Origin of the sequence: Streptomyces dengpaensis (assembly GCF_002946835.1) — a bacterium.
GTDB classification, from domain to species: Bacteria; Actinomycetota; Actinomycetes; order Streptomycetales; family Streptomycetaceae; genus Streptomyces; species Streptomyces dengpaensis.
Genome location: NZ_CP026652.1, coordinates 7,717,501 through 7,742,533 on the forward strand (window position 1 = coordinate 7,717,501; position 25,033 = coordinate 7,742,533).

28 protein-coding genes and 1 pseudogene are annotated in these 25,033 nt (G+C 70.3%); 15 read left to right on the top strand and 14 right to left on the bottom strand.

All coding sequences use genetic code 11. The features are described from left to right. Positions 1–195 precede the first annotated feature (195 nt). Entirely contained in the window at positions 196–846 is a 651-nt protein-coding gene (locus tag C4B68_RS35965) for a DUF305 domain-containing protein (protein ID WP_099503346.1), read from the bottom strand. A gap of 195 nt (positions 847–1,041) precedes the next feature. Between C4B68_RS35965 and C4B68_RS35970 the strand changes: the two genes are divergently transcribed. After that, positions 1,042–2,544, top strand: a complete 1,503-nt coding sequence (locus C4B68_RS35970) for an LVIVD repeat-containing protein (RefSeq protein ID WP_099503474.1) — start codon at positions 1,042–1,044, stop codon at positions 2,542–2,544. Here C4B68_RS35970 and C4B68_RS35975 read toward each other — a convergent pair. The 7 genes from C4B68_RS35975 to C4B68_RS36000 all read right to left on the bottom strand — a co-directional run bounded on the left by C4B68_RS35975 (position 2,532) and on the right by C4B68_RS36000 (position 7,952). After that, positions 2,532–3,218, bottom strand: coding sequence for a TetR/AcrR family transcriptional regulator (locus C4B68_RS35975; RefSeq protein WP_099503344.1), 687 nt, complete (start codon positions 3,216–3,218; stop codon positions 2,532–2,534). The two genes, C4B68_RS35970 and C4B68_RS35975, sit on opposite strands and share 13 nt — an antisense overlap. 141 nt (positions 3,219–3,359) lie before the next feature. Beyond that, positions 3,360–3,467 carry an aminoglycoside adenylyltransferase domain-containing protein gene (locus C4B68_RS41495; RefSeq protein ID WP_143674368.1) on the bottom strand — a complete coding sequence of 36 codons (108 nt, stop codon included), beginning with the start codon at positions 3,465–3,467 and terminating at the stop codon, positions 3,360–3,362. Positions 3,468–3,502: 35 nt separating this feature from the next. Beyond that, positions 3,503–3,991: a hypothetical protein gene (locus tag C4B68_RS35980; RefSeq protein ID WP_167459226.1), complete on the bottom strand. Its 489-nt coding sequence runs from the start codon at positions 3,989–3,991 to the stop codon at positions 3,503–3,505. A 706-nt stretch (positions 3,992–4,697) separates the two neighbouring features. Beyond that, positions 4,698–5,390 carry an HAD family hydrolase gene (locus C4B68_RS35985; protein WP_099503340.1) on the bottom strand — a complete coding sequence of 231 codons (693 nt, stop codon included), beginning with the start codon at positions 5,388–5,390 and terminating at the stop codon, positions 4,698–4,700. 108 nt (positions 5,391–5,498) lie between these two features. Continuing rightward, positions 5,499–6,212: a phosphatase PAP2 family protein gene (locus C4B68_RS35990; RefSeq protein WP_099503338.1), complete on the bottom strand. Its 714-nt coding sequence runs from the start codon at positions 6,210–6,212 to the stop codon at positions 5,499–5,501. Between the two features lie 89 nt (positions 6,213–6,301). Next, positions 6,302–7,237 carry a M56 family metallopeptidase gene (locus tag C4B68_RS35995; protein ID WP_099503336.1) on the bottom strand — a complete coding sequence of 312 codons (936 nt, stop codon included), beginning with the start codon at positions 7,235–7,237 and terminating at the stop codon, positions 6,302–6,304. A gap of 169 nt (positions 7,238–7,406) precedes the next feature. After that, entirely contained in the window at positions 7,407–7,952 is a 546-nt protein-coding gene (locus tag C4B68_RS36000; RefSeq protein WP_099503334.1) for a DUF5134 domain-containing protein, read from the bottom strand. A gap of 272 nt (positions 7,953–8,224) precedes the next feature. Between C4B68_RS36000 and C4B68_RS36005 the strand changes: the two are divergent. Next, positions 8,225–8,542: pseudogene (locus tag C4B68_RS36005) on the top strand (FUSC family protein); the annotation flags it as partial. Between the two features lie 311 nt (positions 8,543–8,853). Next, positions 8,854–9,360, top strand: coding sequence for a MarR family winged helix-turn-helix transcriptional regulator (locus tag C4B68_RS36010; protein WP_099503472.1), 507 nt, complete (start codon positions 8,854–8,856; stop codon positions 9,358–9,360). 103 nt (positions 9,361–9,463) lie between these two features. Here the strand turns inward: C4B68_RS36010 and C4B68_RS36015 are convergent, their stop codons facing one another. Next, positions 9,464–10,228, bottom strand: a complete 765-nt coding sequence (locus tag C4B68_RS36015) for a VOC family protein (protein ID WP_099503332.1) — start codon at positions 10,226–10,228, stop codon at positions 9,464–9,466. Positions 10,229–10,492: 264 nt separating this feature from the next. Between C4B68_RS36015 and C4B68_RS36020 the strand changes: the two genes are divergently transcribed. Next, entirely contained in the window at positions 10,493–11,503 is a 1,011-nt protein-coding gene (locus C4B68_RS36020; protein WP_099503330.1) for a serine hydrolase domain-containing protein, read from the top strand. A 17-nt stretch (positions 11,504–11,520) separates the two neighbouring features. Here the strand turns inward: C4B68_RS36020 and C4B68_RS36025 are convergent, their stop codons facing one another. Next, positions 11,521–11,907 carry a VOC family protein gene (locus tag C4B68_RS36025; RefSeq protein WP_099503328.1) on the bottom strand — a complete coding sequence of 129 codons (387 nt, stop codon included), beginning with the start codon at positions 11,905–11,907 and terminating at the stop codon, positions 11,521–11,523. A 70-nt stretch (positions 11,908–11,977) separates the two neighbouring features. Between C4B68_RS36025 and C4B68_RS36030 the strand changes: the two genes are divergently transcribed. Continuing rightward, complete coding sequence (locus C4B68_RS36030; RefSeq protein ID WP_099503326.1) at positions 11,978–12,520, top strand: GNAT family N-acetyltransferase; 543 nt, start codon at positions 11,978–11,980, stop codon at positions 12,518–12,520. A 27-nt stretch (positions 12,521–12,547) separates the two neighbouring features. On the opposite strand, the gene C4B68_RS36035 is transcribed toward C4B68_RS36030, so the two are convergent. After that, positions 12,548–13,231, bottom strand: coding sequence for a glycerophosphodiester phosphodiesterase (locus C4B68_RS36035; protein ID WP_099503324.1), 684 nt, complete (start codon positions 13,229–13,231; stop codon positions 12,548–12,550). 295 nt (positions 13,232–13,526) lie between these two features. Here C4B68_RS36035 and C4B68_RS36040 point away from each other — a divergent pair, with 295 nt between their 5' ends. From C4B68_RS36040 to C4B68_RS36065, 6 genes are all read left to right on the top strand, one after another. Then, entirely contained in the window at positions 13,527–14,555 is a 1,029-nt protein-coding gene (locus tag C4B68_RS36040; protein WP_099503322.1) for an alpha/beta hydrolase, read from the top strand. Between the two features lie 81 nt (positions 14,556–14,636). Beyond that, positions 14,637–16,034 (top strand): DUF6421 family protein, encoded by a 1,398-nt coding sequence (locus C4B68_RS36045; RefSeq protein WP_099503320.1) that lies wholly within the window; start codon positions 14,637–14,639, stop codon positions 16,032–16,034. A 41-nt stretch (positions 16,035–16,075) separates the two neighbouring features. Further along, positions 16,076–16,831 (top strand): SDR family NAD(P)-dependent oxidoreductase, encoded by a 756-nt coding sequence (locus C4B68_RS36050; RefSeq protein WP_099503470.1) that lies wholly within the window; start codon positions 16,076–16,078, stop codon positions 16,829–16,831. Next, complete coding sequence (locus C4B68_RS36055) at positions 16,828–17,901, top strand: threonine aldolase family protein (RefSeq protein ID WP_099503318.1); 1,074 nt, start codon at positions 16,828–16,830, stop codon at positions 17,899–17,901. Before C4B68_RS36050 ends, C4B68_RS36055 begins: the two co-directional genes overlap by 4 nt. 94 nt (positions 17,902–17,995) lie before the next feature. After that, a complete protein-coding gene (locus C4B68_RS36060) occupies positions 17,996–18,568 on the top strand; it encodes a transglutaminase domain-containing protein (protein WP_099503316.1) in 573 nt (190 codons plus the stop codon). A gap of 8 nt (positions 18,569–18,576) precedes the next feature. After that, entirely contained in the window at positions 18,577–19,269 is a 693-nt protein-coding gene (locus tag C4B68_RS36065; RefSeq protein ID WP_099503314.1) for a B3/B4 domain-containing protein, read from the top strand. Positions 19,270–19,369: 100 nt separating this feature from the next. Here the strand turns inward: C4B68_RS36065 and C4B68_RS36070 are convergent, their stop codons facing one another. After that, the gene (locus C4B68_RS36070) at positions 19,370–20,098 is read right to left on the bottom strand and encodes a lysophospholipid acyltransferase family protein (protein ID WP_099503313.1); all 729 of its coding nucleotides are present in this window, start codon (positions 20,096–20,098) and stop codon (positions 19,370–19,372) included. Positions 20,099–20,284: 186 nt separating this feature from the next. Further along, positions 20,285–20,701, bottom strand: coding sequence for a DUF4395 domain-containing protein (locus tag C4B68_RS36075; protein WP_099503311.1), 417 nt, complete (start codon positions 20,699–20,701; stop codon positions 20,285–20,287). 75 nt (positions 20,702–20,776) lie between these two features. Between C4B68_RS36075 and C4B68_RS36080 the strand changes: the two genes are divergently transcribed. The 4 genes from C4B68_RS36080 (at position 20,777) to C4B68_RS36095 (ending at position 23,949) form a co-directional block, all read left to right on the top strand. Next, positions 20,777–21,190 carry a TlpA family protein disulfide reductase gene (locus C4B68_RS36080; RefSeq protein ID WP_099503468.1) on the top strand — a complete coding sequence of 138 codons (414 nt, stop codon included), beginning with the start codon at positions 20,777–20,779 and terminating at the stop codon, positions 21,188–21,190. Between the two features lie 206 nt (positions 21,191–21,396). Next, positions 21,397–21,906 carry a flavin reductase family protein gene (locus C4B68_RS36085; RefSeq protein ID WP_099503309.1) on the top strand — a complete coding sequence of 170 codons (510 nt, stop codon included), beginning with the start codon at positions 21,397–21,399 and terminating at the stop codon, positions 21,904–21,906. Between the two features lie 219 nt (positions 21,907–22,125). Then, positions 22,126–22,911: an electron transfer flavoprotein subunit beta/FixA family protein gene (locus tag C4B68_RS36090; RefSeq protein ID WP_099503307.1), complete on the top strand. Its 786-nt coding sequence runs from the start codon at positions 22,126–22,128 to the stop codon at positions 22,909–22,911. 75 nt (positions 22,912–22,986) lie between these two features. Then, positions 22,987–23,949, top strand: a complete 963-nt coding sequence (locus C4B68_RS36095) for an electron transfer flavoprotein subunit alpha/FixB family protein (RefSeq protein ID WP_099503305.1) — start codon at positions 22,987–22,989, stop codon at positions 23,947–23,949. Positions 23,950–24,027: 78 nt separating this feature from the next. Here the strand turns inward: C4B68_RS36095 and C4B68_RS36100 are convergent, their stop codons facing one another. Beyond that, on the bottom strand, positions 24,028–24,891 hold the full coding sequence (locus C4B68_RS36100; protein ID WP_373682241.1) for an endonuclease/exonuclease/phosphatase family protein: 864 nt from the start codon (positions 24,889–24,891) through the stop codon (positions 24,028–24,030). Positions 24,892–25,033: the final 142 nt, after the last annotated feature.

Consider the following 25,033-nt stretch of genomic DNA (forward strand, 5'->3'; position numbering starts at 1 on the left):
GCTCGTATGGAGTGTGCGCAGGCGGTCGCGGTCCGTATGTGCCGGAAGCATCCTTCCTCTCCGTCGACGACCTCGCGGCCTGCGCCGACCGGATCGAGGAACCGCTCTTCGAGGCGTGCGGCGGACCTGCCTGCGCCGCCCTCCGGGCCGCCCTTCCGCGCCGCCCGAAGCGCCGCCGCGCCCGACCCGTGGCCGTTACGACATGTCGCGCATCCGCGTGATCTCGCTCGTCTGCTGCGCGATCACGTCGTCGGCCATCTCGTCGATCTGGACGTTGTTGCCCTGCGCCTTCACGTCCGTGGCCATCGTGATCGCCCCCTCGTGATGGGTGATCATCAGCTTCAGGAAGAGTTCGTCGAACGCCTTGCCCTCGGCGGCGCGCAACTTCGTGAGCTGCGCCTCGGTCGCCATCCCGGGCATCGTGGCGTGCTCGTGCCCGCTGCTCTTGCCTTTGCCGTGCGTTTTCAGCCAGCTCTTCATGGCGGCGATCTCCGGTCCCTGCGCGGCGGAGATCCGCTCCGCGAGCCGCTTCACCTTCGTCGACTCGGCGTGCTTCGGGGCGAGTTCGGTCATCTCCAGCGCCTGGGTGTGGTGCTCGATCATCATCCGTGCGTACGACAGGTCCGCCGAGTTGGGGGAGTCGTCGTCCGCGTGTTGCTCGGCGGCGTCCTGAGCGGACAGCGTCCGGTTCGCCTCACCGGGCTTGCCCGGCGCGATGACCGAAGGCCCGCTCGCCGCGGCGGACTTGGCGTCGGAGCCGGAGTCGCAGCCCCCGACCGCGAGCACGGCCAGGACGGCCGACGAGGCCATGGCGATGGACGCGCGGGACGCACGGCGGAAGAGCACAACGACCTCCTGTGACAGGCGAGCTGAGGCACGGCACCTCGTGAGTGCCGATGACCGTCCTAGCACTCTTTCGCGTGTGATCGATCGAAAACCTTCATCACGAGTGTGTTGCCCCCTGTTGATCTGTGCATGATGCAGACGATACTGCGGGGATCCGTGAACCGTTCCCACGCGAACGGCACAAGGGAGGAAGCAGTGACCCTGTTGAACAATCCCCGAACGCGGCACAGACGCCTGGGAGTTGCCGCGGCCGCGGCAGGACTCCTGGCCGCGCTGCTCACGGCCGGTCCGGCGGTGGCGACCCCCGACCCCGGGGACAGCCCGGCCGCGCAGGAGAAGGTCTCCAAGAGCGACGCCGCCGATGTGAAGGCGGCGATAGCCGACGGCGAGATACCCGGCCGGGACGAGATCGTCCACTCCGACAACATCGAGCACCTCGCCAACGTCCCCAAGGAGGCCGTCACCGGCCTCAATTCGGACCTGGCCTTCCAGGGCAAGTACGCGTACGCCGGCAACTACGACGGCTTCCGCATCTTCGACATCAGCAACCCGAAGGCGCCCAAGTCGGTTGCCCAAGTGCTGTGTCCCGGATCGCAGAACGACGTCTCCGTCTCCGGCGACCTGCTCTTCCTGTCCACCGACTCCTCGCGCAGCGACAACTCCTGCACCAGCACCTCGCAGCCCGCGACGGAGAAGTCGTCGTGGGAGGGCATGAAGATCTTCGACATCAGCGACAAGACGAACCCGAGGTACGTCGCCGCCGTCGAGACCGCGTGCGGCTCGCACACGCACACGCTGGTGCCCGAGCGCAAGAACGTCTACGTCTACGTCTCCTCGTACTCGCCGAGCGCCACCTTCCCCGACTGCCAGCCGCCGCACGACGGCATCTCGGTCATCAAGGTGCCGCGCAACGCGCCGGAGAAGGCCGCCGTGGTGGGCTTCCCCGTCCTCTTCCCCGGTGAGGGACCGGACGGCGGCGGCAACCCGGGCGGGCCCACCAACCCGGGCGTGTCCAAGACCACCGGCTGCCACGACATCACCGTCCTGCCGTCGAAGGACCTGGCCGCGGGCGCCTGCATGGGCGACGGCATCCTGTTCTCCATCGAGGACCCGGAGCACCCGAAGGTCATCGACCAGGTCCAGGACAATGTGAACTTCGCGTTCTGGCACTCGGCGACCTTCAACCAGAAGGCCAACAAGGTCGTGTTCACCGATGAGCTGGGCGGTGGTGTCGCGCCCACCTGCAACGCGGAGATCGGTCCCAACCGCGGCGCCGACGGCATCTACGACATCGTCGGCAAGGGCGACGACCGGAAACTGGTCTTCAAGAGCTACTTCAAGATCTCCCGCCACCAGGCGGACACCGAGAACTGCGTGGCCCACAACGGCTCGCTGATCCCCGTCAAGGGCAAGGACCTCATGGTCCAGGCGTGGTACCAGGGCGGCGTCTCCGTCTGGGACTTCACCGACTCGGCCAACCCGAAGGAGATCGCCTACTTCGAGCGAGGCCCGCTGACCACCGACACCATCCAGATCGGCGGCTCGTGGTCGGCGTACTACTACAACGGCCACATCTACTCGAACGACATAGCCAAGGGCTTCGACGTACTGAAGCTCAGCGACCGGCGCACGGACCCGGCGAAGTGGGTCCAACTGCGCGAGCTCAACGTCCAGACGCAGCCGGACTACTTCGACTGATCCCCGGATCGGTGACGGGGGCGGTCGTCCGTCGCGAAGAACCGTGACACATCGGTCTCGTACGTCCCGCCGGGCACCACGGTGTCCGGCGGGACACCGTGCTCGCCGTCGAGGCGGTAGCGCTCGAACAACTCGGCACGCAGCGTCGGGACCGGCATCGGAACGCCCGGCACCAGGGCCGAGTACACCGCGCCCATGAGCAGCGCGCGCAGCATCGGGTAGTCGCGGGCGGGGTCAGGCGAGCCGTACCGGGCGACGGTGTCCAGCAGGAGCTGCGCGAGCCGTTGCTGCTCCGGGCACTGCACGAACCCCTCCGCGTGCAGAATCCCGGCCATGTGCTGGCGCATCAGCACGGGGTGGTCCCGGGCGAGGCCCAGGATCGCGTCGATGGCCCGTGCCATCTGCTCCCGGCCGTCCTCCGTACGCGGCTCGCGCTCCAGCGCCTCCTCCAGCGTGCCGTGCATCAGCCGGTGCACGGCGGACTGCACGAGCTGGCGTTTGCCGGGGAAGTAGTACGACACCAGTCCGCGCGCCGATCCCGCGCGATCCGCGATGTCGCCGAGCGTCGTCGCCTCATAGCCGCGCTCGCTCACCAGCTCCACCGCGGCCTGCAGCAACCGCTCCCGTGAACGTCGCCGCAACTCTTCATTGACCGAGGCGCTGCGCGGGGACATGCTGTAACTCCTGCGTTGACTGGCTGTCAGCCAACTATACTCAGGGCTTCCGGGCCGAGACCCTTCGAGGCCCGGTACTGCCGTCCGTCTCGGGTGACACGGGGGATCATCCGAGACGGACGTGCGGGGGCTGAGCGTGCATCAGCCGTCCTTGGATCTGATCCCGCCCGTGGCGAGCGTGGTCCAGACGCGAGCGAGGCTCAGCAGGACGCCGCGGACCAGCCCGACCGTCTTCGGAAGTTGGTCCATCACGTCAGTGTCGGACACCGCGGACTGAGCCGGCGTCACCACGTCAGGGTCAGCGAACCTCCGACCGGCAGCGTGTGCCAGCGGTCGGCGTAGTCGTCGAACCGGGACACGATCCGGTCGACCACCGGGGGGATCTCCCCCGCCAACACATACGCCGGCAGCTCCCGCGCGTGGCCGTGCCGCACCTCCCACACGGGGACGGCGATGCCCGCCAGCTCCTCCGACCTGGCCATGTCGGCCTTCGCCTGGGAGGACGACTTCACTCGCTTCGACTTGCGGCGCCGGGCGGCCTTGGCGCGCTCCGCGGGGTCGGCGGGCCAGAACAGGCCGTTGTCACCGGCGGCCAGCCGCCCGTAGACCCCGAGCTTGATGCCCGCCTCGACCTCGACGAGCAAGTGCACCAGGTCGTGCGGGAGATACGGATGCCCGCCGGGCCCGTTGCGCGGAGCGAGCGCGGCACCGGTCTCGCGGTGCACGGCGATGTCGTAGCTCGTACCGGGACCTTTGGTGAAAACGACGCGCATGCCCGGCACGGTAGGTGACGGTCGCGGCCACACGCACCTGGTTTTCCGGCGCGCGCGGCAACACGGCCCCGACCCCGCGCTCGCGGGCTTCCTCTTCCGCACTGGCTCAGCGCCTGCGGGAACTGATGTCCTGGTCCGAGCCGACCGTCCGCCTGGCGGCCGAGCTGCAGACGGCCGAGGACGTGTGGCGGATGGCGGGCGTACTGCCGAACGCGCTTTACGAGTGCGCGCCGTTCGATCCCGAACGGCTGAGCCATGAGTACCGGGCGGACACGTTGCCGACAACCCGCGGAGAACTTGAGGCGCACCTTCCGATTTTCGTGGACGTCGATGTGCCGGCTGATGGCGTGGAGCAGTCCTTTGTGCGTGCCCTCGGCACCGGGCCCGCCACCATCGACTGGCACGGCGTGTGGCCGGACGTTCCGGAACTCGACCTCCTGGCGAACCCGAAGTACGAGGGGGTGCAGGCCGTGGTCAACACGGATGACGTGGAGTGGGAGCGGCCTGCTGAAGACCACACGGTCTTTGTGCACATGAGCAACTTTGGCGATCTTCCCCGAGCGCAGTGGCTCGCGGGTCGGGTCGGTGCGCGAGTGCTGGGGGCCAGGATGGTGAACGAAAAACTGGCAGGACCGGCAGGGCCTCCTCATCAATCTGCAGGACCCGGGGCCGCTTCAAGCCGCCCCGAACCGCGCCGGCGCGGACGTCAGCCGAGCAGGTCGAGGACGGGCCGCAGCCCGTCCGGGCGGTGCGTCACCGGCAGATGGTCGACGAAGTGCACCCGGCAGCCCAGGGCCGCCGCACCGCCGTCCGCGCGGCGGTCGTCGCCGACCATCAGGGTGTCCTCGGGTGCGATGCCGAGCGCGTCGCAGGCGGCCGCGAACAGCCGGGGATCCGGCTTCTGGATGCCGTGTTCGTACGACAGGACGTACGCGCCGACGTACGGGTCGAGGCCGTGCTCGCGGAAGACGGGCCGAAGATCCCAGCCGATGTTGCTGACCACCCCGACCGCGATCCCGTGCTCGCGCAGCGCGCTCAGTACGCCGTGCGCGTCCGGGTAGGGGTTCCAGGCGTCCGGGACCATGTGGCGGTCGTACAGCGCGTCGTGGAGGGGACCAGGCAGTAGTACCTGCCGGGAGATTCCGGTATACGCGGCCCGGTGCAGCTCGGCGCTCGCGTCGCGGGTGCGCCACACCTCGTCGAACCCCTCGGGCAGCCGAGGCGGCCGGCCGCCGCCGGGCAGTGCGCCCACGCTCTCCAGAGCGTGCGCGGCCTCGGCCAACTTCCCTTCCGGCAGGGTGAGACCGGCTGCCCGGAGCGCGCCGCGCAGCCAGGACTCGGTCGACTCGGCACGGAAGAGGGTTCCGGAGAAGTCGAAGAGCACGCCTTTGATCGTCATGAGGGGGATCCTTCGTGGCGCGGTCGGCGTGGGTCAAGGGCGAGTCGGCTCGTGCGGCTCATGGGCGGGCGGTCTCCTGCGGCTCATGATTGCGCGGTCTCGTGCGGGTCAGGGGTCGGTTGATTCGCGCGGGTCGAGTCGTCCTGTGCCGGGGGCAATCCACCGTTCGTACGAGGCCACCGCCAGGGCCACCAGCAGCGCGCCGATGAGCCAGCCGCCCACGACGTCCGACGGCCAGTGCACGCCGAGCCAGACGCGGGTGAGTCCGACGCCCACGGCGGAGACCACGGCCAGGGCCGACGCCGTACGCCGCAGGGCGCGTCCGGCGCCGTAGAGGTGGAGCAGCCAGAGCAGCAGCCCGCACACCACCATGGCCGTCAGGGCGTGGCCGGAGGGGAAGGCCTCGTAGTCGGCGGAGTCCACGGGGTCGGGCCAGACAGGGCGCTCGCGGCCGACCGCCGACTTCAGTCCCTGCTGCGCCAGTGTGCCCAGCGCACATGTGGCCGCCACCCATAGGGCGAGCCACCATGCCGAGTGGATCCACACCAGCCAGACCACGGCGACCGCGCACACCACCCGCATTGTCCAGGGATCCCACACCCAGTCCGTCAGAATCCGGGACGCCTGGGTGACGCCGGGTTCCTCGACGGCCCAAGTGTGCGTGGTGCGCGCGATGTCGCCGTCGACGGCGAGCAAAGGATGCCAGGAGAACGCGACCAGCAGAAGCAGCAGCAGGGCGGGCACGGCCAGAGCCGCCGCGGTGAGCGCCGCCGTGCGAGGGCCCGGCCGCTGGGACGGTGAGTCGACGGGCGGGGAGTGCATGGGGTGATCCTTGCCGACTTGAGGGGCCCAAGGCCAACCTCGGGGGCGCGCGGCCGCCGTCCCGGGAACGTCCGGTGCCCGAGGCCCCGCTACCCCAGCGCCCGCAACCCCGGCACGAACGTCACCAGCACCGGAATCACCGGCACCAGCGCAGCCGCTGCCGTCAGGCGGAGGCGGCGGCCCGCCGTGAGGCGGTCCGGGGCGGTGAGGAGGCGGTGGACGCGTCGGGGAACGTGGGCGTCGGGGGTGGGGCAGGGGCCGAACACGCCCCGGTCCTCGTTGAGTTCCACTAGGGCGAGGGCGATGGTGAGGCGGCCGAAGCGGCGCGATGCCACATCGTCGGCTGCGAGTTCGACCAGCCGGTGCATCTCGTCGCGGAACGCGGCGAACACCGGCACCCGCGGAAAGCCGGTTGCCAGCGCGGCCGAACAGTGCAGCAGCCAGTTGTGCCGAGCCCGCGCATGCCCCTGCTCATGGGCGAGTACGGCATCCAGCTGGCGCCCCTTCAGGCGGCGCAACGCGGCCGTGGTGATGACGAGTCGGGGTGCGGTTCCGGGCAGCCACCAGGCGTCGGGGCGTTCGCCCTCCAGGACCACCAGACGGTCGGCTCCGGGCTCCTCGCCGGGCAACAGCGGGGCCCGTAGGCGGAGTTCGGTCCGTCGCCGTCGGCAGCGCGTCCGGGCCCGTACGATCTCGCGGACCAGCATCGCCGCGGTCCAGACGCCGCCACACGCGAGCGCCACGGCGGTCGTCGCCGCCCAACTGCCGCCCGTGCTCAACGCGTACGCGTCCACGACCGAACGCGGAGCCGAACTGAACACATGGCCACGCACCGCCACCCAAGCGGCGGCAGCGCTCAGCGTCATCGACAGCACGCAGCACAGCAGAACGGCCGCCACCACGCACTGCCACACCCACAGGGCGACCACCGGTTCACGGTCCGGCCAGTCCGCCCGGGCGAGCAGCCGTGGAGCAACCACGGCGGCCAGGGCGCCGAGCAGCAACAGTGCCGCGGGGACCATCATGGGGTGAAGCCTATGAGCGGGGCGTCGCCGATGCCTACGGGCTGCGACGGCAAGTGACGTACGCCACGGCTTCGTACAGGCCTCATGCTCGTACGCCCGCCCGTTTCCTTGCTCGTACTTGTACTCGTACGCCCGCCCGTCCCAACGCGCGTACCCCCGTGGACCGTTCTCAGAGCGTGACCAGCATCGCCAGCATCGCGATTCCCATGGAAAGGCGGCACGCCTGGGACAGTTCGGGGCGGTCGCCCCACGCGAGGGTGCGGGTGCTCGCGGACAGGGCGGTCACCGGCAGGAGGCGGACGCCGGAGCGCAGGACATAACCGGTGAAGTAGAGCAGGAGAAGGCCGGTGATCAGGGGGATGCCGGAGGTGGCGTGGTCGTGGTGTCCGGGGGAGGCGGCCATGACGGCCGCCATGTAGACCATCGCGAAGGCGCCCATCAGGTGGTGCAGGTGGTGCGGGCTCGTGCGGGCGGTCCAGAGAGCGCGCAGGGCGGTGGCGCCGAAGACGGCGGTGTAGGCGAGCCAGGCCCAGCGTGGCGGGGTGGCCACCGCGGCGGGTACGGCCATCGCCGCCATGCCGAAGCCCATGAGCGCCTCACTGCCCGCCGTGCGGCGCTGTTCCTCGACGCGGCTGCGCATCCGCAGCAGGCAGTAGGCCCCGGTCGCCGCGCACAGCACGACGAGCAGCCAGCCGGGCGAAGCAGGTCCGTGCACCGCGTACCTCCCCGCTCGACGATGACTGACAGTCCGTGAAGTCGCTCGGTCGGTCAAGTCCTGCCCGGTACGGGCGGGGCGCAAGCAGGCGCAAGGGTGTACGCGCGGGGGCGTGCGGGGGTTCACCGCAGGTGGGAGGTGTGACGGTGGATATATTTCACTAGTAAAACATCTGTTCAGGTTATGGGTATGACGCCCACGGCGAACGGCCGTTGCCGCGCCGCCTCGGCCACCGCGCCCCCATCGCTCTGCGCACCGCCCTCGGCTGCGCCGCCGGGCTCGCCGTCACCAACCGGCGGGCCGGCGACCGCATCGAGCACGCCCTCTGGGCGGTGGAGCACGCTCAGCAGCGCGCCGCCATGCTGCTGGCCGAGGAGCGCCCCGAGCCCGGCGCCCTTGAGTCCGCTCGCCGCGGCCTGGCGGCCGCCGTCGTCGACCTGCGCGCCACGGCCGACGCCGCCGCCGGCGAATGGTGGCAGCGAGCCCTGCCCGAAGAGCGGGTCATGCGGGCTGAGCAGGCCGGACACCGTACGCTCGCGGCGACGGTACGACGACAGGGACTGCACTGCTTGGAGGGCATACGGGCATGACGACAGGGGACCGGCGGGCGGAGACGGAGGGTGGCCCCGACGTACGGGCCGAGGGCGTGAGCACCCCCGCCGGACGGACGGATCACGAGAGTGCTTCCGCCGTATGGACGGATCACGAGCGTCCGTCCGCCGGACGGGCGGAGTCCGAGGGCGCCCCCGACGCACGGGCGGCGGCTGTGGGTACGACGGGACCCTCGCCGACCCCCGCCGGACAGGCGGACGCCGCGGGTACCCCCGCCGGACACCCGGACGCCGCGGGTACCCCCGCCGGACAGGATGACGCGGCGGGCGCCCTCGCAGGACGGGCGGCCGTGCCCGCTGACACCGTGGCGGCCGTCGTGCGGCAGTGGCGGACGGTGCGGCCCGATCTCGACACCGGGCCCATGGAGGTCATCGGCCGCGTCAACCGCTGTGCCGCGCTCCTTCAACAGGCCGAGGACGCCCCGCTGCGCCGGGCCGGCCTCACCCGGCCCGAGTTCGACGTCCTCGGCACCCTGCGGCGCACCGGACACGAGCTGACGCCCAGCGAGATCGCCCGCGAGACCTTCTCCTCGGGTGCCGCCGTCACCAAGCGGCTCAAGCAGCTGACCGAGCGCGGTCTGGTCGAGCGGCGCGGTGACACCCGTGACCGCCGCGTCGCGCACGTCCGGCTCACCGACGAGGGACGCGAACTCGTCGACGGCGTCCTGCCCGAGCAGCTCGCATACGAGACGACGGTCCTGTCCGGGGTCGACCTTGGCCGACAGCGTGAACTGGCCGATCTGCTGGGCGAGTTGCTCGGTCAGCTGGAAGGCCGGCTGAGGCTGCCGCGCGCCTGACACGGCAGCGTGCGGCGACGAACCGGCGGCCGGCGAGGAGGGATCGCTGCCGCCGGCGAGGCGATCGTCACGGTCGGGCAACTGGGCCGCGGTGAGGTCAGACCTAGCTTTCCTCGCCCGCCACATGGACGCCGAAGGCGGCACCCTGCGGGTCCCGCAGGACGGCGATGCGCGGGCCCTCCGGTACGGATGTGGGCTCCATGAGCATGCTGCCGCCCGCCCCTACGGCGGCGTTCGCCGTGGAGTCCACGTCCTCGACGGCGAAGTACGGCAGCCAGTGCGACGGCACCTCGTGCGGGAACTTCTCGCCCATCGTGAGCATGCCGCCGAAGTCGGCGCCCTCGATGCCCCATTGGGTGTAGTTCTCCGAGGCGTTCACGGTCCAGCCGAACACCTGGGTGTAGAACTCGGTGACCCGATCGGGCGCACGGGTCAGCAGCTCCACCCAGCCGAGCGAGCCCGGGGAGTTGAACAGCCCCGCGCCCGGGAAGGTCTTCGCCTGCCACATCTGGAAAGACGCGCCACCCGGGTCGAGGGCGACCGCGAACCGCCCGATGTCGAACACGTCCATCGGGCCGAGGGTCGGCGTGCCTCCGGCGGCCCGAACCGCCTCCGCGGCGGCGTCCGCGTCGGCCACGGCGAACGACACGTTCCAGGCGACGGGCTGCGACTCCTGGAACTGCGGGGTGATCGCCGAGACCGGGGCGTCACCGAGGTACGCGATCGTGTAGCCGCCCGCCTCCGGGCGCGGATCCGTCTCCGGGCGCCAGCCGAAGAGATCGGCGTAGAAGCGCTTGGCCGCGTCCACATTGTTGGTTGCGAGATCGGTCCAGCAGGGTCCGCCGGTCACCGGCCTGTCGAGCTTCATGAGGTTCCTTCCGCAGCGATCACGACGTTCCCGCGCAACAAGACCCCCTCAGCACGCTAAGCCCGGGCCACCGCATCGGCCATCCGGGCGCCGAGCCCGGCCGAAGGCACCGGCCTGCCCGCCGTGCGGGCCTCGCCTTCGCGTTGCGCACGCCCCCGGACAACGACACGATCGAGAAGCTCGCGAGGGCACTCGACGCGACGGAACAAGAGCCGCGACGGAACAAGAGCCGCGACAGAACGAGAGACGACGGGACGAACGACGATGACGACAGTTGCCGCCGCGCTGCCCTCGACAGAGGTCGGGATCGACGTAGAGCGGGTCATGGAGCGGCACCGCATTCCGGGTGCGGCCATCGCCCTCCTGCGGGACGGCGAACCCGTCGGCGTCCACGCCCACGGCGTCCGCTCCGCCGAGACGGGCGCACCGGTGACCCTGCGCACCCGGTTCCAGGCGGGCTCGATCAGCAAGCAGATCACCGCGTACGCCGCGCTGCGGCTCGTCGACCGCGGAGTCCTCGACCTCGACGCGGACCTGGACGGCCTCCTCATCGGCCGTACGCTGCCCAGGGCGGCCGGCGGCAGCCCGGTCACGCTGCGCCAGTGCCTGTCCAACACCTCCGGCCTCGCGGGCACGCAGGCCACCTGGTGGCGCCCCGACGAGGCCATGCCACACCTCTCCGACATCCTGGACGGGATCCGCGCGGAGCACGAGCCGGGCTCCCTGTTCCGCAAGGAGGGCGCCCAGTGGGCGGTCGTGGAACAGCTGCTGGCCGACGTCACCGGGCGGGACTTCGGCAAGACCGTCCGGGAGCTGGTGTTCGAGCCGCTGGGTATGCGCGACAGCGCCTTCGGGGAGCCCGGAGCCGCCGACGCCGCCGCGGGGCACGACCAGTACGGACATGAACTGTCCGGCGGCCACCGGGTGCGTCCGGTGCGCGCGGGCAGCGGTCTGTGGTCCACGCCCGCCGACCTGGCCGTCTTCGCCGGGGCGCTGCGCCGCGCGCACCAGGGCCTGTCCGACCTGCTGTCCGCGCGGCTCGCGGGCGTCATGCTCACGGAGGCGTTTCCGGGCAGTTTCTACGGCTTGGGCACGGTGGTCGAGGGCACGCCCGGGGAGCCCGAGTTCGGCCACGACGGGCAGAGCGCGGGCTTCCGCGCGCTGACCTCCGTACGGCTCAGGTCCGGCACGGGCCTTGTGGTGATGACGAATTCGGACAACGGCGAGGAGCTCCACCGGGCCGAGGAATGGGAAGCGCCGCAGCACGTGATGTGACGGTGGGCGCCGACGCCTCAGGGCCGGTAGCGCAGCGGATGGTCATCGGGGACCTCCACGATCGCGATCTCGGTGCCGTCCGGATCCGCGATCCACATTTCGATCAGCCCCCACGGCTCCTTCACCGGAGGCCGCAGCACCTCGACTCCCGCGGCCGTCAGCTCCTTGTGTGCCGCCGACACGTCCGCGACCTGGAGCCACAGCTTGAGCGCGGGGGAGGGTGGCGTCTCGGAGCGACCGGAGACCTCCAGGAAGCCGCCGCCGAGGAAGTAGACGGTCCCGCGCTCGGGGCCCGTGCCGAACTCGCGGTAGACGGCCAGGCCCAGCTGCCGGCCGTAGAAGGTCCGGGAGCGCTCCGGGTCGGTGGGACGCAGAAGGGTCCGGCTGCTCAGTACATGCACCATGCACCCGGAGCCTAGGGGAGGGATACCCTCGTCGGTGCCCGAGCCGCGCCAGCGAACGGAGAACCGCGCCATGGACACCGCCGCCCCCACCGGACTGACTTTCCGCGACGCCACCGACGGCGACGTGGACGTCCTGGTCGCGCTGATCCAGTCGGCGTACCGCGGGGACGCCAGCAGGACCGGCTGGACCACGGAGGCGGACATCCTCGAAGGGCAGCGGACCGACCCCGAGGGCGTCCTCGCGGTCATCAAGGCGCCCGACAGCCGGCTGCTGACCGTCGAGCGGGACGGCACGGTCGTCGCCTGCTGCCAGCTCGAACACCGTGGCGACCACGCCTACTTCGGCATGTTCGCGGTGAGCCCCGCGCTCCAGGGCGAGGGGCTCGGCAAGGTGATCATCGCGGAGGCGGAGCGGGCCGCCCGCCAGGCCTGGGGCGTCACGGATATGCACATGACGGTGATCTCCGTACGCGACGACCTCATCGCCTGGTACGAGCGGCGCGGCTACCGCCGTACGGGAGAGATGACGCCCTTCCCGTACGGCGACGAGCGCTTCGGTATTCCGCAGCGCGACGACCTGCAGTTCGAACTGCTGGTCAAGTTGCTGGTGTGAGGTTCATGCCGGCGTCGACGCCGGCGTTCACGCGGTGAAGCGGCCGGTGCGTTTGATCTCGGGGTAGTCGGTGGTCGCTCCGTCCAGCTCCAGTGCGCGCACCAGCCGCAGCTGGTCCTGGGTGTTCACCACCCAGCCGATGATCCGCAGGTCGGCCTTGCGGGCGTGCTCGACGACCTCCAGGGTCAGCCGGCGGATGTTGAGGCAGACGGTCGCCGCTCCGACCTTCGTGGCGCGGTCCGCGACATCGATGCCATAGCGGCTCGCGATGAGCGCGGTGCGTACGCCCGGTACGAGCCGGGCGATCTCCGCGATCGCCTCGTCGTGGAACGACGACACCTCGACGCGCCCGACCAGGTCCCGCCGGTGCATGACATCGGCGAGCGCCCTGGCCGCCGCGACATCCTTGATCTCCGCCTGGAGCGGCGTCCTGACGGCGTCCAGGACCTCCTCGAAGACGGGGACGCGCTCACCGTGTCCGGCGTCCAGCGTGCGCAGCTCGGCGAGGGTCTTCTCGGCGATCGGCCCCGAGCCGTCGGTCGTACGGTCCACTTCGGTGTCGTGCATGACGACGAGGGCGCCGTCCTTGCTCAGATGCAGATCGAGTTCGATCAGGTCCAGGCCCGCGTGCTGGGCGGCGATGAAGGAACGGAGGGTGTTCTCGGGCTCTACACCCATGACTCCGCGATGACCGATGGTGACGAAGTTCAAGATGCGACTCGCTTCCGTCGACGGCGGCTCGGCTCGCGCGTGGTTCCGACGGGGGCGTCCACGCGGCAAGGTCGCAGCCTAATAGCCCCGCTGTGCGATGGACCCGGTCGTACGCGGGGCAACCGGGGCACCCTGGCAGGGGAGTCCCGCGTCGGGGCGCCGGGACGCGTCACTCTGGGGTGGGCGAGTCCCCTTGCGGTTGACCGGGCGGGGGCCCTTGCCACGTGCTGGGCCGGCGTCTAGTCATGTCTCTGTTCTGCAAGGAGTTGTTCCGATCGCCCCGGAGAGGTGCCGCATGCCCACCGAACCCGCGCCCGAGGTCCTCGCCCTTATCGACACCATCAGAGGCCATTTCCCGGACCTCGGGGGCACCGTCACCGACGCGGCCGAGGCCCGCCGCATCCTCGCCGCCGCGCCCGCGTGGCCCTTCGCCCCGCCGGCTGTGGGCTGCGTCGAGGACCGCGCGGTACCGGGGCCGGAAGGGGCGCCGGAGATTCCCGTACGCGTCTATCTGCCCGCGCCGGCTCCGCCATCCGGGCCCTGCCCCACGGTCGTCTTCTTTCACGGTGGCGGATGGGTCATCGGCGGGCTGGACACGTACGACCCCATCGCGCGTGCCCTGTGCCGGGACGCCGGCGCGGCCGTCGTGTCGGTCGACTACCGGCTCGCGCCGGAGGCGCGCTTCCCCGCGGCAGTCGACGACGCGTACGCCGCGCTGTGCTGGGCCGCGGAGCACATCGGCGAACTGGGCGGGGATCCGGGCGCGTTGGTGGTAGCGGGCGACAGCGCGGGCGGGAACCTCGCGGCCGTCGCGGCGCTGATCGCCCGCGACCGGGGCGGCCCGGCGCTCGCGCTCCAGGTGCTTGTCTACCCGGCCACCGACGTACGGCCGCGGGGCGGAGCGTCCGGCCGGGACGGCGCGGCCGGCCGGAGCGACTCCCCAGACCGCTTTTCCGGCGTGGGGCACTTCCTCACTCCGGCCCACGGCCGCTGGTTCATCGATCAGTACTTCGGACCTGACGGCGACCGGTTCCACCCGTACGCCTCGCCTCTGGTGGCCGATCTCCATGGTCTGCCGCCCGCCCACGTGGTCACCGCGGGCTTCGATCTGCTCCGCGAGGAGGGCCGCGCCTACGCCGCGAAGCTGCGGACGTCCGGTGTGCGGGTCACGGAGAACCACTATCCGGGCATGTTCCACGGCTTCTTCGGCTACCCCGAGCTTCTCACGGATGCCCGCGCCGCCCAGGGGCGCGTGGCGGAAGTAGTGGCCTCCACCGTGTCCGGCAGGAAAAAGAGCGGTGAAGGTGGGGGTAGCGCAGGATAATTTCCCGAGCCTCCTCTTGCGAGAAGGAACCTCGCATACATACGGTGTCCATACGCGAGGTTCTCCCGTGGAGGATGGGACATGACGGAAATTCTTGAGCAGGTGGGTTCGGAGGAACGGGTTCCTCCCGTGGCCAGGGTGGTGGAGCACCCGGCATGGCCTGTGCTCAAGGGTGCCGTGGAGGAGATCCGGCCCTGGCAGTCCAAGGACGGCTCCATCGACTTCGAGGCGGAGGTCGCCCCGGACGTCTCCGACGCCGAGCTGGCCGTACGGCGTGCCATAGACGCGATCGAGCAGCTCGCCCCGCTGCTGCCGCACGACGCCGCCTACCACGAGGCGCTCGTGAAGGACCTGCGGCGCTGGGCCGACGGCGGCTTCCAGGTGCCGGATTTCCTCGACTCGCTGCTGGCCTTCCAGCCCGCCGCGCACCGCGAGGACGGCCTCCAGCACCTGGTGGTCTTCCCGATGTACACGCAGAACGGCAATCCGGACCGCAACTTCGAAGCGGTGGTGCTGCGCATGGTGTGGCCGGACTGGCTGGCCGAACTGGAGCGCACCCGTTACGACAACCCGCTCTTTTGCGGCATCACTTTCGAGGACTTCACCGCGGGCTACGACACCAATGCGGCCGTCCTCTTCCCGGAGACCATAGCCGTGCGCGAGGCGCCCGAGCGCTTCTCCTGGGGCGGCATCTTCTGCGACCGCGAGGCCGCCCGCTTCCGCGCCGTCACCGCAGCCGCCGTGGACATCCTGGGCCTGGAGCTGCCCGAGGACATCGCCGCCATGGTCCACGACCAGCAGCGCTGCGAGCAGGCCTTCGTGCTCTGGGACATGGTCCACGACCGCACCCACAGCCACGGCGATCTGCCCTTCGACCCGTTCATGATCAAGCAGCGCCAGCCGTTCTGGATGTACGGCCTCGAAGAACTGCGCTGCGACCTCACCGCCTTCAAGGAGGCCGTGAAGCTGGAGGCCGACGGCTTCCCGCAGGGCCGTGACGTGCAGTACGCGGTGCTCTTCGACCGCATGTTCCGCTTCCCGATCACCGGCGAGCGCGTCCGCAACTACGACGGCCTCGGCGGCCAGCTGCTCTTCGCGTACCTGCACCAGCACGACGTCGTCCGCTGGACCGACAACACGCTGCACATCGACTGGCAGCGCGCCCCGCAGGTCACCAACCAGCTGTGCGCCGAGATCGAGGACCTCTACCGGGCCGGCATCGACCGCCCCAAGCTCGTCCACTGGTTCAAGGCGTACGAGCTGGTCTCCACCTACCTCGCCCCGCACCCCGGCTCCCACTGGGCCAAGGGTCCGGACGCCCTCGATCTGACCCAGCCCCCGCGTAAGCTCGTGGACGACGTGCTTCCGGACGAGTTTCCGCTGAGCATGTTCTATGAGGCGCTCTCGAAGAAGCTGAAGAACGTGATCGCCTCCACCAAGGGCATCACGGCGGCGAGCGCCGAGCGGGCCGCCGCATGAGCGCCCGTGGCACCCAGGACACGGCTCAGGAGGCGAAGATCATGGGGAACGGGGCTCTCAGCGGTGCGGTGATCGCGGTGGCGGGCGCGGGCGGACCCGCGGGCAGGGCGGCACTGCTGCGGCTCGCCGAAGCGGGCGCGATCGTCGTCGGCGCGGACAACGACCCGGAGAGGCTGGCGGAGGCCGTGGACGCGGCCAGCTACGCGCACGGCGGCGCCACCGTCGTCGGGGACACGGTCGACCTGCTCGACCTGAATTCGACCCGTGAGTGGGCCTCGCGCATCGAGAAGGACTTCGGCAAGGTCGACGGTCTCGTCCACCTCGTCGGCGGCTGGCGCGGCAGCGAGACCTTCACCAAGACGGTTCTCGACGACTGGGACCTGCTCGAACTGCTGCTCATCCGCACCGTGCAGCACACCTCCCTCGCCTTCCACGAGGCGCTGCAGCGCAGCGAGCGCGGCCGGTACGTCCTGATCAGCGCCGCCGGCGCGAGCAAGCCCACGGCGGGCAACGCGGCGTACGCCGCCGCCAAGGCCGCCGCCGAGGCGTGGACGCTGGCCATGGCCGACTACTTCAACAAGGCCGGGATCGCCGAGGGCGCTGAGGGCCCGACGTCGGCGGCTGCGATCCTGGTGGTGAAGGCGTTGGTCCACGACGCGATGCGCGCCGAACGGCCCAACGCGAAGTTCGCGGGCTTCACGGACGTCAAGGACCTGGCCGAGGCCATCGCCGGCGTCTGGGAGAAGCCCGCCGCCGAAGTGAACGGAAACCGTCTGTGGCTGACCGAGAAGCCGTGAACCCCCCGAAGACCGACGCGCGTCGTCATCACGACCCGGAGGTCCGCGGTTTCGCCAGTGACAACTACGCCGGAGCCCACCCGGAGGTGCTCGCCGCCCTGGCGCTGGCCAACGGCGGCCATCAGGTCGCGTACGGGGAGGACGCGTACACCGAGAACCTCCAGCGGATCATCCGCAGCCACTTCGGTGCCACGGCCGAGGCCTTCCCGGTCTTCAACGGCACCGGCGCGAACGTGGTCGCCCTCCAGGCGGTCACCGACCGCTGGGGCGCGGTGATCTGCGCGGAGAGCGCGCACATCAACGTCGACGAGGGCGGCGCCCCCGAGCGCATGGGCGGCCTCAAGCTGCTCACCGTGCCCACACCCGACGGCAAGCTCACCCCCGAGCTGATCGACCGGCAGGCGTACGGCTGGGACGACGAGCACCGCGCGATGCCGCAGGTCGTCTCGATCGCCCAGAACACCGAACTCGGCACCGTCTACACGCCCGGTGAGATCCGCGCGATCTGCGACCACGCCCACGCGTACGGCATGAAGGTGCACCTCGACGGCGCCCGGATAGCCAACGCGGCCGCCTCCCTGGATGTCCCGATGCGGACGTTCACCAACGCGGTCGGCGTCGACATCCTGAGCCTGGGCGGCACGAAGAACGGCGCGCTGTTCGGCGAGGCCGTCGTCGTCCTCAACCAGGACGCCGTCAGCCACATGAAGCATCTGCGCAAGCTGTCGATGCAGCTCGCCTCCAAGATGCGCTTCGTCTCCGTACAGCTGGAGGCGCTGCTCGCCAAGGATCTGTGGCTGCGCAACGCCCGCCACGCCAACGAGATGGCCCAGCGCCTCGCGGAGGGCGTGCGCGCGGTGCACGGCGTGGAGATCCTCTACCCGGTCCAGGCCAACGCGGTCTTCGCCCGCCTGCCGCACGACGTGAGCGAGCGCCTGCAGAAGCGCTATCGCTTCTACTTCTGGGACGAGGCCGTGGGCGACGTCCGCTGGATGTGCGCCTTCGACACCACCGCGGAGGACGTCGACGGGTTCGTGGCGGCACTCAAGGAGGAGATGGCCCGCCAGTAGGCCAGGGGCTTCCTTGGCGCCACCTAGCGCATAGGTATGCGGTCGCCTGAAAAGTCATTGAGTCTCGCTGATCGCATTCCTATGCTCTCCGGGCATGGAGCTGATCCAGAACGCCACCGATCTGTCCGCTTACTTGGCCGCCGATGAGGTAGTCGACCACCATCATGCGGTGGTACACGAGACGGCCGCGCGTCTCGCCAAGGGGGCGGCCGACTCGTATGCCTATGCGCGGGCGGCGTTCGAGTTCGTGCGCGACACCATTCCGCACTCGCAGGACTCCGGAGATCTGCGCGTCACCTGGCGCGCCTCCGACGTGCTGGAGCAGCGCACCGGCATCTGCTACGCCAAGGCGCATGCCCTGGCCGCGCTGCTGCGGGCCGAGGACATCCCGACGGCGTTCTGCTATCAGAAGTTCGACGAGGTGCACGGGCTCGTCGCCGTACGGTTCAACGGCGCTTGGCATCGGCAGGACCCCCGTGGCAACAAGCCGGGAGTGGACGCGCAGTTCTCGCTCGACGGTGAGCGGCTGGCCTTCACGCCCGATCCCGAGTCCAATGAGCTGGACTACCCAGTGCTGTACGCTGAACCGCACCCGGTCGTGCTGAGCGCCCTGAAGGCCGCCCCCGACCGGCCGTACCTCTGGAAAACGCTCCCCACCGCACTCTGAGGCAGCCCATGACTCTCACGCTCACCGTTTCCGACGAGGTGCGCGCCCTCGCACCCGGTTTCACCCACCTCGCCGTCGAGGCGCACGGACTGGTCAACGGGCCGAGCACGGAGGGGACTTCGGCGCTGCTCGACGACGCGGCGCGACGGCTGGCCGTACGACTGGACGGCCGCGCCCCGCACGAGGACCCGCACATGACAGCCTGGCGGGAGGTGTACACGGCGTTCGGCTCCAAGCCGTCGCGCACCCGCAACTCCGCGGAGGCGCTGGCCAAGCGTGCCCTCTCGGACGCCGGACTGCCCCGGATCAATGTCCTCGTGGACGTCTACAACGCGATCAGCGTCGCCCATCTGATCCCGGTCGGCGGTGAGGACACCGGCCACATCCAGGGCGGGATGCGGCTCGTACGCGCCAGGGGCGACGAGGACTTCGTGACCGTCGCGGGCGGCGAGGAGGTCGTCGAGCACCCCGACGCGGGCGAGGTGGTGTGGCGCGACGACGCGGGCGTGACCTGCCGGCGCTGGAACTGGCGCCAGGGCCCGCGCACACGGCTCACCGAGGAGTCCGCCTCCGCGGTCTTCCTCCTGGAGAGCCTGGCGCCGATGCCGGTCGCCGACGTCGAGGCGGCGGGCGCCGAACTCGCCGAGCTGCTGGAGAAGTTCAGCCCCGGGGCGCAGATCACCGTCCACGCCCCGGAGTGACGCGTCGGCGGGCCGCGGTCTCCCCGGAGTGACGCATCGGCGCGCCGCGGTCGCCCCGGGGTGACGATTCACCACGCCCGCCCGCGGCGGACGGGACGATTCAGCGGGCCTCGGCCGCGCGCACCTCTTCGGGGGTCGGTGCCGTGCCGCCGAGATGGGCGGGCATCCACCAGGTGTCGTCCGCGCCCTTGGGCCGTACGGGATAGGCGCGCTGCGCGGCCTCCAGGAGCTCCTGGACGCGCTCGCGCAGCCGGCGCGTGAGCGCACCCGCGTACTGGTCCTGCGAGGCCTCCACCTGCTCACCGACCCGGATGCTGATCGGAGTGTGGCTGCGCTTGAAGTTGCGCGGGTGCCCCTTGGTCCACAGCCGCTGGGTGCCCCATAGGGCCATCGGGATGAGCGGGACGCCGGCCTCCTGGGCCATGCGCGCGGCACCCGACTTGAAGCTCTTCAGGGTGAACGACTGCGAGATGGTGGCCTCCGGGAAGACGCCCACGATCTCGCCCGAACGCAGCGACTCCAGCGCGTGCTGGTACGCCGTCTCGCCCTGCTTGCGGTCGACCGGGATGTGCTTCATGCCGCGCATCAGCGGACCGGAGATCTTGTGCCGGAAGACCGACTCCTTCGCCATGAAGCGCACCAGGCGCTTCTGCGGCAGGGCGGCCAGACCATCGAAGATGAAGTCCAGATAGCTGATGTGATTGCTCACCAGCACGGCGCCGCCCGAGCGCGGAATGTTCTCCGATCCCTGGCAGTCGATCTTGAGGTCCCACACCTTGAACAGCGTTTGGGCGAGGCCGACGACGGGACGGTAGACAAGCTCTGCCATGGACGGGGTGGACCCTTCTCTCTGCTCGGGAAGGGGTCTCCCGGCGGGAAAGTTACGCAGCCGTAGGTATACGGCAATGCGCAGATCGTGCCCGAAGAACGAACGAGTAGCCAGTCCTGGTGCCACGGAACGGCGAGATCCTCGTCACGTCCGTCAAGTGATCCACCTCGGAGTTTTAATCGGCCTTTACTCCGCACGTACCGTCATGCGGCGTACGACCAGGTACATCTCGCACCCCAAGCAATACCCGAACGCCGCATTGAGGAACGCCGCCGCGAGCGCGCATCCGGTCGCCGCGAGCCCCAGCCACTGCGGCCCCGCCGTGTACCCGATCAGCGCCACGACCGCGAACGCGAGCCCCACCGCCTGCGCGAACCGCGGCGGTTCGGGCGCCTCGAACTCCGTGGGCGGCCCGATCCGGGGACGTACGGCCTTCTTGAACAGCCAGCCGTACGGGGAGCGCGCCACGCCGCCCGCGGTGCCCAGCGCGAAAGCCAGCGTCTGCCAGGCCAGCAGCCAGGCGCTCCCGGTGATCAGCACCAGCGCCAGCACGACCGTCGTCACGGCCGCACCGAACCGCGGCCCCCTCACATCGATGTCCATGAATCAAGCATTCCGCACGGTGCCGGATGCTGGGGGTCGGGAATCTTTGCGGTCTTGTGAATGCTTGTGCAGGGGATGACCGGACTTGTGGTGTGCGTGGCCGTGCTCGTGCTGGCGAGTGCCTACGGAGTGCTGCATCGGCGGCGGAGCGGGAGGGTGAGAGTGCGCGGGCGCGACGGCGGAAAGCGGCTCGGCGCGGCGGAGTTGGGCGAGGGGCTCGGCGAACGGGCCACGCTCGTGCAGTTCTCGAGCGCCTTCTGCGCGCCCTGCCGGGCGACCCGGCGGGTGCTCACCGAGGTGGCCGACATGGTCCCCGGGGTGTCCCACGTGGAGATCGACGCCGAGGACCACCTGGACCTCGTCCGTGACCTCGGCATCCTCAAGACCCCGACCGTGCTCGTGCTCGACGCGGACGGGCGGATCATACGGCGGGCAACGGGGCAGCCCCGCAAGGCGGATGTGATCGCGGCGCTGGGGGAGGCTGTCTGACGCGTGGCGATCATGGTGAGGGATCTCCCAGATGCCGGAACACGCTTGACTGCACGCGCCACCTATCGTCAGCCTGACCCTATGCCCCCGGAACTCCTTCTCTTCGAGCGTGTCCACGTGGACCTCGCCCGCACCGCGAGTGCGCGCTGTCCGGGCTGTTGAGCACCCACGGACCCCGCTCGTCCCCCTCGCAGAAGGACAGCTCCATGACGGCCATGCCCGGCCTCGGCACATCCCGACTCGCATCTCCCGACCTGCTGCGCTGCGTCTTCCGGCGGCACGCTGCCGGTGTCGCCGTGATCACGGCCGGTGGCCCCGGAGGCCCCGTCGGCTTCACCGCCACCTCGCTCACCTCGGTCTCCGCCGAGCCCCCTGTCGTCTCCTTCGGCATCGGCATCGGCGCCTCCAGCTGGCCCGCGATCTCCGAGTCCGACCACGTCGGCGTCCACATACTCGGCGAACACCAGCAGGAGTTGGCCGCCACCTTCGCCCGGAGCGGCGCCGACCGCTTCGGCGCGCCCACCCGTTGGCGTAACGGCCCCGAGGGAGTTCCCGTCCTCGACGACGTCCTCGCCTGGCTCGTCTGCCGCGTCGTCGCGCGCGTGCCCGCGGGGGACCACCGCATCGTTCTGGCCGAGGTCGTCCTCGGTGATCCCTCGGGCGCGGGCCGCCCCCTCCTGTACCACCAGGGGCGTTTCAACGGCCTGCGCGACTGAGGCTACTGGCCGGTCCTACTCGGCGGTCCTACTCTCCGGTTACACAGCGTTGCCAAGGTCACAGTTCAAAGCGCTTGCTTAGTGGGCAGTCAGCGGGTGTACTGACGAGTAATATTTCGTTCGGAGCGCGGGTCGCCCCGACCGGGATCGGCCGCTTCAGGCGCCTATGCTGCCTGAAAGAAGGCAGCCCAGAAAAGACGATGCAGTAGGAGAGCCGGCGTGAGCTTGAGGATCGTTGTCACTGTGAAGTACGTGCCCGACGCCACTGGCGACCGGCACTTCGCCGATGACCTGACCGTCGACCGTGACGACGTGGACGGTCTGCTCTCGGAGCTCGACGAGTACGCCGTCGAACAGGCGCTGCAGATCGCCGAGGACGCCGACGACGCCGAGATCACCGTGCTGACCGTCGGCCCCGAGGACGCCAAGGACGCGCTGCGCAAGGCGCTTTCCATGGGCGCCGACAAGGCGATCCACGTCGAGGACGACGACCTGCACGGCACGGACGTCATCGGTACGTCGCTGGTGCTGGCCAAGGCGATCGAGAAGGCCGGTTACGACCTGGTCATCTCCGGCATGGCTTCCACCGACGGCACCGCCGGTGTGGTCCCCGCCCTGCTGGCCGAGCGCCTGGGCGTCCCGCAGGTCACGCTGCTCTCCGAGGTCTCCGTCGAGGACGGCACCGTCAAGGGCCGCCGCGACGGCGACTCCGCCTCCGAGCAGCTCGAGGCCTCCCTCCCGGCCGTCGTGTCGGTCACCGACCAGTCGGGCGAGGCGCGTTACCCGTCCTTCAAGGGCATCATGGCCGCCAAGAAGAAGCCCGTGGAGTCCTGGGACCTCGAGGACCTGGAGATCGAGGCGGACGAGGTCGGCCTCGAAGGCGCCTGGACCAAGGTCGACTCCGCGGCCGAGCGCCCGGCGCGCACCGCCGGCACGATCGTCAAGGACGAGGGCGAGGGCGGCAAGCAGCTCGCCGAGTTCCTCGCGGGCCAGAAGTTCATCTAAGGCCCGTTCGAGGCTCGTCGAGCCCCGACCGACTGACCGTCCCTCATCTTTCGTAAGCAGGAGAGAAGAAGTCCCATGGCTGAAGTTCTCGTCTACGTCGACCACGTGGACGGTGCCGTCCGCAAGCCCACCCTGGAGCTGCTGACGCTGGCCCGCCGCATCGGTGAGCCCGTCGCCGTCGCCGTCGGCTCCGGCGCCGAGAACACCGCCGCCGCGCTCGCCGAGCACGGCGCGGTGAAGGTCCTCACGCACGACGCCGCCGAGTACGCCGACTACCTGGTCGTCCCGAAGGTGGACGCGCTGCAGGCCGCGTACGAGGCCGTCTCCCCGGCCGCCGTGCTCGTCCCGTCCTCCGCCGAGGGCAAGGAGATCGCGGCCCGCCTCGCGGTCCGCATCGGCTCCGGCATCATCACCGACGCCGTCGACCTGGAGGCCGGCGACGAGGGTCCGGTGGCCACACAGTCCGCGTTCGCCGCCTCCTTCACCACCAAGTCCCGTGTCTCCAAGGGCACTCCGGTCATCACGGTCAAGCCGAACTCGGCTCCCGTGGAGGCCGCCCCGGCCGCCGGCGCCGTCGAGGCCCTCGCGGTCTCCTTCTCCGAGAAGGCCACCGGCACCAAGGTCACCGCGCGTACCCCGCGCGAGTCGACCGGCCGCCCCGAGCTGACCGAGGCCGCGATCGTGGTTTCCGGCGGCCGTGGCGTCAACGGTGCGGAGAACTTCGCGATCATCGAGGCGCTCGCCGACTCCCTCGGCGCGGCCGTCGGTGCCTCGCGTGCCGCCGTCGACGCCGGCTGGTACCCGCACACCAACCAGGTCGGCCAGACCGGCAAGTCCGTGTCTCCGCAGCTGTACATCGCCTCCGGCATCTCCGGTGCGATCCAGCACCGGGCCGGTATGCAGACGTCGAAGACGATCGTGGCGATCAACAAGGATGCCGAGGCTCCGATCTTCGACCTGGTCGACTACGGCGTGGTCGGCGACCTCTTCGACGTCGTCCCGCAGCTGACCGAGGAGATCAAGACCCGCAAGGGCTGAGCACCGCCAGGCTGTACGAGGCCCCCGTGACCGCTCGCCGGTCGCGGGGGCCTCGGTCCGTCCCAGGGCCGGTGAGGCTCATCCCAGGGTCAGTGAGGCCTGCACGGGCAGGTGGTCGCTCGGGAACTGGCCGTCCCGCGCGAAGGTGTTGATCGACGCCCGGTGCACCGTAACGCCCGTGGTGGCGAGGATCCAGTCGATGCGGTCGCCGTCCGGCGTCAGCGGCTGGTAGCCGTGGAAGGTCGCGTACAGCTTGCCGCGCCTGGCGGCCGTGTCCCAGCTGTCGGCAAGGCCGGCGCCCAGCAGGATGTCGTAGACCGGGTTCATGTGGGCCACCGCGTTGAAGTCGCCGGTCACCAGGACCGGCAGGGACCGGTCGAGCTCCGCGATCCTCTCCCCGATGAGCGAGGCGGCACGCGCGCGTGCGTACTGGCTCGCGTGGTCCAGGTGGGTGTTGAGGACGTAGAACTCCCGCCCGCCGCCCCGCAGATCGCGGAAACGCACCCAGGTGGCGATGCGCGGGAGCTGAGCGCCCCAGGTGTTCGAGCCGATCACCCTGGGTGTGTCGGAGAGCCAGAAGGTGTCGTGCTCGACCGGGGCCAGGCGGCGCGTGTCGTAGAAGATCGCCGTGGACTCGTCGCGGCTGCCGCCCTCGCGGCCGGTGCCGATCCAGTCGTAGTGCGGTCCGAGGTCGGACTCGATGTCGAGCAGTTGCTGGTAGAGGCCCTCCTGGGTGGCGATGACGTCGGGCGCCTCACCGCGCAACAGCTCGCGCATCACCGGACGGCGTACCGCCCAGCTGTTGGGCTCCGTGGTGCTCGCGAAGCGCAGGTTGAAGGTCATGACGTCCAGGGGGCGGTCGGCGCGCCGGGTGGCGGAGGCCTGCGCCGTGGTGAGCAGGGGCAGGGCGATCGCGACGGCCAGTGCCGTTCTCCGGCCCATACGACGGGTCCTTCTGTGGGTGTCCGACATGTGATTCCCTCCCGGCGAGTCAGGATGAAGGGGCGGACCGAAGTGCGAAAGGGGGTGCAGAGGTACTTGGCGGCGGGAGTGAACGCGACGGCTCAGGCTGTGGACAGGGCGT

Bases quoted from the DNA above. Each gene is read 5' to 3' on its own strand.
- C4B68_RS36025 (WP_099503328.1), bottom strand. From the start codon at position 11,907: ATGGTGCATGTACTGAGCAGCCGGACCCTTCTGCGTCCCACCGACCCG.
- C4B68_RS36040 (WP_099503322.1), top strand. From the start codon at position 13,527: ATGCCCACCGAACCCGCGCCCGAGGTCCTCGCCCTTATCGACACCATC.
- C4B68_RS41495 (WP_143674368.1), bottom strand. From the start codon at position 3,467: ATGGACCAACTTCCGAAGACGGTCGGGCTGGTCCGCGGCGTCCTGCTG.
- C4B68_RS35985 (WP_099503340.1), bottom strand. From the start codon at position 5,390: ATGACGATCAAAGGCGTGCTCTTCGACTTCTCCGGAACCCTCTTCCGT.
- C4B68_RS36080 (WP_099503468.1), top strand. From the start codon at position 20,777: ATGACCGGACTTGTGGTGTGCGTGGCCGTGCTCGTGCTGGCGAGTGCC.
- C4B68_RS35975 (WP_099503344.1), bottom strand. From the start codon at position 3,218: ATGTCCCCGCGCAGCGCCTCGGTCAATGAAGAGTTGCGGCGACGTTCA.
- C4B68_RS36050 (WP_099503470.1), top strand. From the start codon at position 16,076: ATGGGGAACGGGGCTCTCAGCGGTGCGGTGATCGCGGTGGCGGGCGCG.
- C4B68_RS36095 (WP_099503305.1), top strand. From the start codon at position 22,987: ATGGCTGAAGTTCTCGTCTACGTCGACCACGTGGACGGTGCCGTCCGC.
- C4B68_RS36070 (WP_099503313.1), bottom strand. From the start codon at position 20,098: ATGGCAGAGCTTGTCTACCGTCCCGTCGTCGGCCTCGCCCAAACGCTG.
- C4B68_RS36030 (WP_099503326.1), top strand. From the start codon at position 11,978: ATGGACACCGCCGCCCCCACCGGACTGACTTTCCGCGACGCCACCGAC.
- C4B68_RS36075 (WP_099503311.1), bottom strand. From the start codon at position 20,701: ATGGACATCGATGTGAGGGGGCCGCGGTTCGGTGCGGCCGTGACGACG.
- C4B68_RS35980 (WP_167459226.1), bottom strand. From the start codon at position 3,991: ATGCGCGTCGTTTTCACCAAAGGTCCCGGTACGAGCTACGACATCGCC.
- C4B68_RS36020 (WP_099503330.1), top strand. From the start codon at position 10,493: ATGACGACAGTTGCCGCCGCGCTGCCCTCGACAGAGGTCGGGATCGAC.
- C4B68_RS36065 (WP_099503314.1), top strand. From the start codon at position 18,577: ATGACTCTCACGCTCACCGTTTCCGACGAGGTGCGCGCCCTCGCACCC.
- C4B68_RS36045 (WP_099503320.1), top strand. From the start codon at position 14,637: ATGACGGAAATTCTTGAGCAGGTGGGTTCGGAGGAACGGGTTCCTCCC.
- C4B68_RS36100 (WP_373682241.1), bottom strand. From the start codon at position 24,891: ATGGGCCGGAGAACGGCACTGGCCGTCGCGATCGCCCTGCCCCTGCTC.
- C4B68_RS35990 (WP_099503338.1), bottom strand. From the start codon at position 6,212: ATGCACTCCCCGCCCGTCGACTCACCGTCCCAGCGGCCGGGCCCTCGC.
- C4B68_RS35995 (WP_099503336.1), bottom strand. From the start codon at position 7,237: ATGATGGTCCCCGCGGCACTGTTGCTGCTCGGCGCCCTGGCCGCCGTG.
- C4B68_RS36085 (WP_099503309.1), top strand. From the start codon at position 21,397: ATGACGGCCATGCCCGGCCTCGGCACATCCCGACTCGCATCTCCCGAC.
- C4B68_RS36015 (WP_099503332.1), bottom strand. From the start codon at position 10,228: ATGAAGCTCGACAGGCCGGTGACCGGCGGACCCTGCTGGACCGATCTC.
- C4B68_RS36060 (WP_099503316.1), top strand. From the start codon at position 17,996: ATGGAGCTGATCCAGAACGCCACCGATCTGTCCGCTTACTTGGCCGCC.